Here is a 7483-nt window from a genome sequence, read left to right on the forward strand (position 1 = left end):
GGATTAGGACTCTATATCGCCCAATCGGTGTGTGATCTGCACCGATTTAATCTCGAATATCGCTATGAAGAGGGAATACACCATTTCTGTATCCGGTTTTAATAAGTACGTCTTTTAAAATAAACCCATATCAGCGCTGAAACTGCCGCCATCGCAAAACTGAGTGCCATCCCCAGTGTCATCCATTGACCGAGTATGTAACCGATCTGTGCATCGGGAGCGCGGTAAAACTCGACCAATCCGCGACCGATTCCGTATGCAACGCCATAGAGCAAAATCAACTCCCCCTCAAACGCTTTTCGATGACGATAGAGATAAATAATAACAAAGACGATAATCCCCTCGACAAACGCTTCATAAAGCTGTGAGGGGTGACGGAGGGTGTCATAGACATAGATTCCCCACGGAACATCGGTAGCACGCCCTACTAGCTCTTGATTGAGGAAATTCCCGATCCGTCCGAAGACATATCCCAACGGAACCGATACCGCGACCAAATCCATCAATCGTCCGAACGGTATTCCGTGACGGCGATGATACAGGTAGGAGCCGATCAAAAATCCTAAAATCGCGCCGTGAAAACTCATCCCCCGAATCCCGACAAACTGCCCGTCGATAAACGGATTAAAGATCTGCCACGGTTGCGTGAGATAATACATCGTATGGGTATCGTAAAAGAGGATATACCCTAAACGCGCCCCGAGGATAACACCGATTTCAGCGTAAATAAAATAGTCATCCAATTGCTCTTTGGTAATGTCAATATTGTCCTTTTGAACAATCCATTTGGCGATCACGAGAGCGCCCAAAAGAGCCAGAACGTACATCAGCCCGTACCAGTGAACGGGGATAGCGCCTAAATGAAACGCTACAGGGTTAAAATGTTCGTATATATGCTGCCAAAATTCCATTTATTTCCTTTGGTGTTGACCCATAATCTGTGTAATCACTGCTAAATTTTCATCCAAACGATACGCTTTGCCGAATCCCATGACGACACTGCCGCTTTTGGGAGAGAGTTTAAAGAGATGAAAATCCCTCATCTGCGTGAGAGAAGTGACAAGATCCGTGTCAAAATGGGCACAAAAACGCTCGATAACCGACACATAGATCGAATCATCCCGAAATACTTCCGAGACTGCCGATTCAATGGTTACCCGTTTACGGGCAAAGGGTTGGATACATTGAGACTCGTCTTCGACAAAGAACACGGATACCTTGGGGTTAATGAGGAGATTACGACCGTGCTGGGCTACCGTACTGATGAGGATATAAAAATCATTCTCCATACGTACATAGGGAGCCGTACTTGCATGCGGTTCACCCTCAGGGGTGAGGGAAGCTATAATCAGGGTTTGATACGTCTCTAAAAACGACTCGACCTCCAGCGTGGTCATTGTCGTAGCGCTTCTGCGATCAACTCGATCGGGTTTTTAAACACCACATCGACATTCGCTTCATTCATCGAGTTATTAATCTGCATACGGCAGGCACTGCACTCAGCGGTGACGATTTGCGCCCCCGTTTTAGCGATCATGGCCGCTTTGGGTTTTCCCGCCGCTTGGGCAAAATGGAAATTCTCCGTCTGCATCGTCACCCCGCCAAAACCGCAACAGGCATTCGGATCGCTCATCTCGGTAATCGTGTAGTTCTGCCCTACCAGTGCGCGCGGCTCTTTGTAGACCCCCTGCATTTTACGAGCATGACACGGATCGTGATAGGTTACAGTGAGATCACTCCGCCCTTTGGATGCCAAAAGCTGTTTTAGTTCCGTTTTTTGCTCCAACCACTCGGTTGCCATAAAGATTTTATCTTTGAGTTTTTGAGCGCGTTCCAACCATTCGGGCTGATCGTGGAAAAAGTGTTCGTAATCGATTTTAATCATCGCACTACAGGTCGCTTCAGGGATGATAATCGCTTCGACCTCATCGATAAAACTCTCGAAATAGACGATGTTCTTTTTGGCATTATGATCGACCGTCGCAAAATCTCCCGTAAAATAAGCCGGTGCTCCGCAGCAAAGCTGCTTTTTCGGTATAAAAGCATCCACCTTCAACGCTTCGAGAATCTCTAAAAGCCCCTTGCCGATCTCGGTGTAGTTGTAGTTCGCCAAACACCCGATGAAGATCGCCACACGACGTTGTCCGCCGTTGGGGATATTTTCGGGATAGCTGTTTAAAAACGAAGTTTTTCCCATCGACGGTAACAATCGATCTTTTTTGATGATTGGGAGATCAAAACGCGGCTGCATCGAGTTGATTTGGGCTTTGATTTTGAATCCGCACGTTTGAAAGACGTATCCGAGTTTAAAAAGGATATCCATCGTCATACGGTGACGGAGAAGATAGAAAAATGCCCGCTTAAACCATGCAATCCCGTATTTATCGGCGATATCGGCACGTACCTGTTCAATCACCATATCGGTCGGCAGTGCTTTAGGACAGACATCGGTACAGTTGGTACAGAGAAAACAGCTCTCAAAAATTGCTTTGGCATTTTTGTCCAGTTCCAACTGACCCCGCTCATACGCCCCGAGAAGATCGATAAACCCGCGCGGAGAAGTAACCTCGTCGGCATTGACATTATGGATGGTACAAACCGGTATACATTTCCCGCATTTGATGCAGGCATCCGAGGTATCGGTAAAGTGAAAGAGTTCGCGTTTTTCCATCCGCTTACACCGTTTTACTGAATGCTTTATCAGAGCTTGCGTGACGCTTCATATACGCATCGAAAGGCATCGCAATATTTCGGATCAAAAGCGTTCCCGTAACCGAACACTCTATTGACGCAGGGCTTATCGTGAGCAAGCCATCCGCCTCGAACGGTTTGAGTACTTCAATCGCATCGGAAAAATACTCTGCAAATTTCACACCGTAGAGTCGCTCGAATCGTGCGATGTCAAGTTTAAAATTGCTCATCAGTTCCATAATGACGTATTGACGGATACGATCATCTTCATTCAAAGCCACACCCCGTTCATGCGGTAATCGCCCTGCGTCGATAGCCGCTTCATACGCTTCCATCTCTTTAAAGTTTTGAGCGTAATAATCGGCCCCTTCTCCGATAGAGGTAAGCCCTACTCCTATCAGATCGGCTCCCCCTTTGGTGGTGTAGCCTTGGAAATTACGGTGCAATTCCCCTTTTTCGATCGCTTTAAACAGCTCATCTTCGGGTTTGGCGAAATGGTCCATCCCGATCATTCGATACCCAAGTTCAGACATATGATCGATGGTGTAACGCATAATGGCGAGCTTTTCTGCGGGATGAGGCAAAGTCGTCTCATCAATTTTTCGCATCGTTTTTTTGAGCCACGGTACATGAGCATAATTGAAAACCGCGAAACGATCAGGATCAAGCGAAATCGCCAAATCCAGAGTCTTTTTAAACGTCTCCAAACTCTGATGCGGTAACCCGTAAATGAGGTCAACGTTAACGCTCACCATATGGTATTTACGCGCCAAATCCATCGCCGCTTTGGTGATATCATAAGGCTGAACACGGTGAACCGCCACTTGGACTTTCTCATCGAAATCTTGGATACCGAAGCTGACGCGATTAAATCCGGCATCACTGAGAACTTTCATTTGTGCATCGTTAATGTGGCGCGGATCGATTTCACAGCTGATTTCAGCACCCTCTGCAAAATTTTTAAAATGGCTTTTGATCGCGCTAATAATACGGTGAAGCTGATCGGCATCAAAAAATGTCGGTGTCCCGCCGCCGAAATGGAGCTGAATAACCGAGCGATTGACATCAATATGCTGACTCAAAATTTGCAGTTCACGTGTCAGATAATCGATGTAGCGCTCTTTTTTATCCTCTTTTGAGGTAAAGACGACATTACAGCCACAAAAATAACAGGCATTTTTACAAAACGGCAAATGAAAATAAAGGGACAACGGACGCGCCGTATCTTGTGAATGGAGCTTAGCGAGATACCCCTCATAATCAAAAGCATCACTAAACTCTAATGCCGTAGGATAGCTCGTATAACGAGGCCCCGGTTTGGAATATTTGGTAAATTTATCAAAATCAAGCATTGTGTGCATCCCTAAGCTAAGGTGTATTATCGCGATTATACCCTTTTGGATTGAAGTTCCCCTAAAAAACCTATGTTACGAAAGATAAATAGGGGGCGATAAAATTACGGTTATTGCCATTCAACCTATTGCTTTTTACAAATATTGTGATAAAATCATCACAAATTATGATAATTCAAGAGGGTTCATGAGTGCCATTAAAGTGCTGGTTGTAGAAGACGATGAAGTAACGGCTATAAATTTAAAAATGTCGCTGGAAAAACAGGGATATGATGTTGTTTCCCTCGCTGACAATTCGGTCACTGCACGCAATAAGATCAAAATTTACAATCCCGATATTGCACTGATTGATATCGGATTGCAAAAAACGATGGACGGTATCGAACTGGCACAGTATATCCGTGATAAAATTTCTCTCCCTTTTATCTATTTGACGGCACATTCGGATAATGATATGCTCTCAAAAGCAAAAAAAACCGAACCCTACGGCTATATTGTCAAGCCCTTTGATCCGATCAATCTCCATACCACAATCCAAATGGCCCTCTACCGTTTCAAAGAAGAGAAAAAACGCAGTTCCAATATGGATGAACTCAAATCAGACCGCGAAGAGCTTGAAAAATTGGTGTATGCCAAAAAGCTCTCGGACAAACCGATTGTCGAATTCGGAGAGGGCTATCGGCATGATACGGGTTTGGGAGAGACTTTTTACCAAAACCAAAAAATCAAACTCACCAAAAAAGAGAACGCTTTTATCCGTCTTCTGGTTGCGCAGCTGGGGAGTGTCGTTGATTTCGAACAGGCGATCAATTATGTCTGGGAGACCAAAGGGGCAACCGATAACAGCGTCCGAACCCTCGTGTGGAGACTCCGAAGCAAACTTCCGACCGATGTGATCCAAAACGCTTCAGGGGTCGGATACTATCTCGAAGAGTAGCGGTTACAAAAACCGCTTTTCAAACTCACGTTTAAGCACTTCATACGCTTCAAGATAATCAAACTCTCCATCTTTATCACTCGCGGATTCTTCAATAACATTGGAGAGTCGTGATAGCTCGTCAAAACGAAAATTGGCACTTGAGCCTTTCATCGCATGAGCAATAAAAGCAATATCAACATAACGCTTTTTTTCGATCGCGTGAAAAAGTTCCGGGAAAGAGTGTTCCATTTTTTGTCGATAAATATCCAGCAGATACTCAATCTGTTCCTCCTCAAGCATCAGTGCACTTTTTAGATGGCCCATATCAATATTTTTCCATTTAGAGTCAATTTCCTTGCTCGCATCACCGGAGATTAAAACCACAGCCGGCAAATAACGTTCAAACAGCTGTTCAATCTCTTTGAGTACGATCGGTTTTCCTAAAAAAGCGTCATAGCCGTTTTGAATTGCCCTCTCACGTGATCCTTTAATCACATTTGCCGTCAATGCCACTATCGGAGTGTGTTGACGTCCGGACTCTTCTTCAAAAGCTAAAATATTGGCTGTCGCTTCATTCCCGTTCATCAGCGGCATCTGCTCATCCATCAGTACCATATCGAACTCTTCTAATGTATACATCTGCAGTGCTTCGGCTCCGTTTGAAGCAATCGTATTGGTTAAACCGTACCGTTCCAATATTATTTTAATCAGCTCTTGATTCGCATGGTTATCTTCAGCGACAAGGATTTTTCCCTCAAATCCCCGTCTTTTACCCAATCCTTCAATCACCGGCAGATGTGGCTTGTTAACCCCCAGTACTTCACTCAAAGCGCTTTGCAGTTTCGTACAATAAATCGGAAAAGTCAACGGAACAATCGTTGAGATAGCATCGTAGCGATCATCTAAAAAGTCCAGAATGGCAACGGAAGGGATTTGATGCTCAATAATCGTTTCGCGTGCTGCATCACTCATCGAACTCTCCAAGAAAATGAGCAAATCACACGGTTCCTGAACGTGTTCAACCACATGAACATCCAATCCGAAATGATCCCAATAGCGTTGAATCGATTCGAGTTTATAACTCTCACGAGCATCGTAAGCCAGCAGTCCGAATCGAACCCCCTCAAACATCGACGCATCAAACTTGGCAATCTCACACTCGTGATTTACAACGACCGGAATTTTCAGCGTAAAATGGCTCCCTTCTCCGACTGTCGATTCAAGCTCGATACTGCCCCCCATGTGTACTGCCAGTTGTTTACAAATTGAGAGCCCCAAACCGGTCCCCTCATTAATTTTCATGCTCCCCTCTTGTGCTTGGGAAAATGCGTCGAAAATCCGTTCTTGATCATGCAGGGCAATTCCAATCCCCTGATCGCGTACCGAAAGGGAGAGTATCCCATCATCGAATCTTGCTTCAACATGGATCGCTCCGGCATGATGACTAAACTTAATGGCATTGCTTAAAAAATTGCCGACAATCTGTTTAATCCGCAATGCATCGGAGACTATTTCGTATGGGATTGAGGGATCGATAAAACTGGTAAGGGTAATGTTTTTAGAGTTGGCGCTTGGGACGAAGAGCTCCATCGTATGCGATATTTCATCATGAATATTGAATGGCTGCGGATCAACGGTAAATTCTCCGCTTCTCAGTTTGCTGAAATCGAGAATATCATTAATAATATGGAGAAGATTTTCACCGCTGTTACTGATGATATCGAGGTACTGCTGATAGCGAGGATTGGTCGTTTCATCGCGTAAAAGTGATACAAACCCTAAGATAGCGTTGAGCGGAGTCCGTATCTCATGGGACATGTTAGAGAGGAAATACTCTTTGGCTTTGGAAGCGTTAAGCGCTTCTTGTTCTTTTTGATAAATTGTGTCCGTATACAGTTTGAGTACACCCGCAAAATTGCGGTCAAAGAGATAGCTAACAGCAAAAAAAATGGCTTGATCATTAATGTTTAGACGGTACGTCGCATTCAAAACCGCACGTTTGAAATGGGTACAAAGGATAAACAGTTCATCCGCACGCAATTCTTTATTTTTGAGGTATTCGATCAACTCCACGATGACCGGACACTCTCCTATCGCCATCGTCCCCGAAACAACCCCCATGAAGTAATCAAACACGTTGCTTGCATAACGGGTAACAAAAAGATCGGTATCAATTTCGTGCCGTTCCAAAATCTCCGCACACAGTTCTTCATCAACCCACTCTTGTAAAATCGACTCTTTAGAGGCCACTAAAATGGCTTTGGATTCAAAAAGATGTTTAAAAACGGTATGTTGCATTTATTCTCCGCGCCCTTTTCCAATTCTCTGTTTTTAGAGAGGCATAAGGGATAGTATCTGCTATATGATACTCAAAAAGGGGTTAAAAGTATAATTTTTTATTATTAAGGTGCTACCCAGTAAAAAACGCCCAGAGCAACAATCAACAGCTGAAAAGCTAAAATAGTGACCGTTCCGATAATATTTCCGATCTGACAGCTCGTACACTGCTTATAGAGGCGTG

General features: G+C 44.5%; 6 protein-coding genes. 1 reads left to right on the plus strand and 5 read right to left on the minus strand.

The annotated features are described in order from the left end of the window. Positions 1–98 precede the first annotated feature (98 nt). From lgt to hemN, 4 genes are read right to left on the minus strand one after another with little or no spacing between them, the layout of a single operon-like run. On the minus strand, positions 99–911 hold the full coding sequence (gene lgt, locus A3G19_RS00700; protein WP_294870081.1) for a prolipoprotein diacylglyceryl transferase: 813 nt from the start codon (positions 909–911) through the stop codon (positions 99–101). Continuing rightward, positions 912–1397, minus strand: a complete 486-nt coding sequence (locus tag A3G19_RS00705; RefSeq protein WP_294870082.1) for a pyridoxamine 5'-phosphate oxidase family protein — start codon at positions 1395–1397, stop codon at positions 912–914. Beyond that, positions 1394–2671, minus strand: a complete 1278-nt coding sequence (locus A3G19_RS00710) for a (Fe-S)-binding protein (protein WP_015654313.1) — start codon at positions 2669–2671, stop codon at positions 1394–1396. The genes A3G19_RS00705 and A3G19_RS00710 overlap by 4 nt, the downstream gene beginning before the upstream one ends. A gap of 4 nt (positions 2672–2675) precedes the next feature. Next, positions 2676–4043, minus strand: a complete 1368-nt coding sequence (hemN, locus tag A3G19_RS00715; RefSeq protein WP_015654314.1) for an oxygen-independent coproporphyrinogen III oxidase — start codon at positions 4041–4043, stop codon at positions 2676–2678. 187 nt (positions 4044–4230) lie between these two features. Between hemN and A3G19_RS00720 the strand changes: the two genes are divergently transcribed. Next, positions 4231–4980 (plus strand): response regulator, encoded by a 750-nt coding sequence (locus tag A3G19_RS00720; protein ID WP_015654315.1) that lies wholly within the window; start codon positions 4231–4233, stop codon positions 4978–4980. Positions 4981–4983: 3 nt separating this feature from the next. Here the strand turns inward: A3G19_RS00720 and A3G19_RS00725 are convergent, their stop codons facing one another. Further along, a complete protein-coding gene (locus tag A3G19_RS00725) occupies positions 4984–7260 on the minus strand; it encodes a hybrid sensor histidine kinase/response regulator (RefSeq protein ID WP_294870084.1) in 2277 nt (758 codons plus the stop codon). Between the last annotated feature and the right edge of the window lie 223 nt (positions 7261–7483).

The sequence above is a fragment of the Sulfuricurvum sp. RIFCSPLOWO2_12_FULL_43_24 genome (assembly GCF_001829605.1).
Taxonomy (GTDB): Bacteria; Campylobacterota; Campylobacteria; order Campylobacterales; family Sulfurimonadaceae; genus Sulfuricurvum.

Excerpts from the sequence above, each read along its gene's own strand:
- lgt (WP_294870081.1), bottom strand. The coding sequence starts at position 911 with ATGGAATTTTGGCAGCATATATACGAACATTTTAACCCTGTAGCGTTT.
- A3G19_RS00705 (WP_294870082.1), bottom strand. The coding sequence starts at position 1,397 with ATGACCACGCTGGAGGTCGAGTCGTTTTTAGAGACGTATCAAACCCTG.
- A3G19_RS00710 (WP_015654313.1), bottom strand. The coding sequence starts at position 2,671 with ATGGAAAAACGCGAACTCTTTCACTTTACCGATACCTCGGATGCCTGC.
- hemN (WP_015654314.1), bottom strand. The coding sequence starts at position 4,043 with ATGCTTGATTTTGATAAATTTACCAAATATTCCAAACCGGGGCCTCGT.
- A3G19_RS00720 (WP_015654315.1), top strand. The coding sequence starts at position 4,231 with ATGAGTGCCATTAAAGTGCTGGTTGTAGAAGACGATGAAGTAACGGCT.
- A3G19_RS00725 (WP_294870084.1), bottom strand. The coding sequence starts at position 7,260 with ATGCAACATACCGTTTTTAAACATCTTTTTGAATCCAAAGCCATTTTA.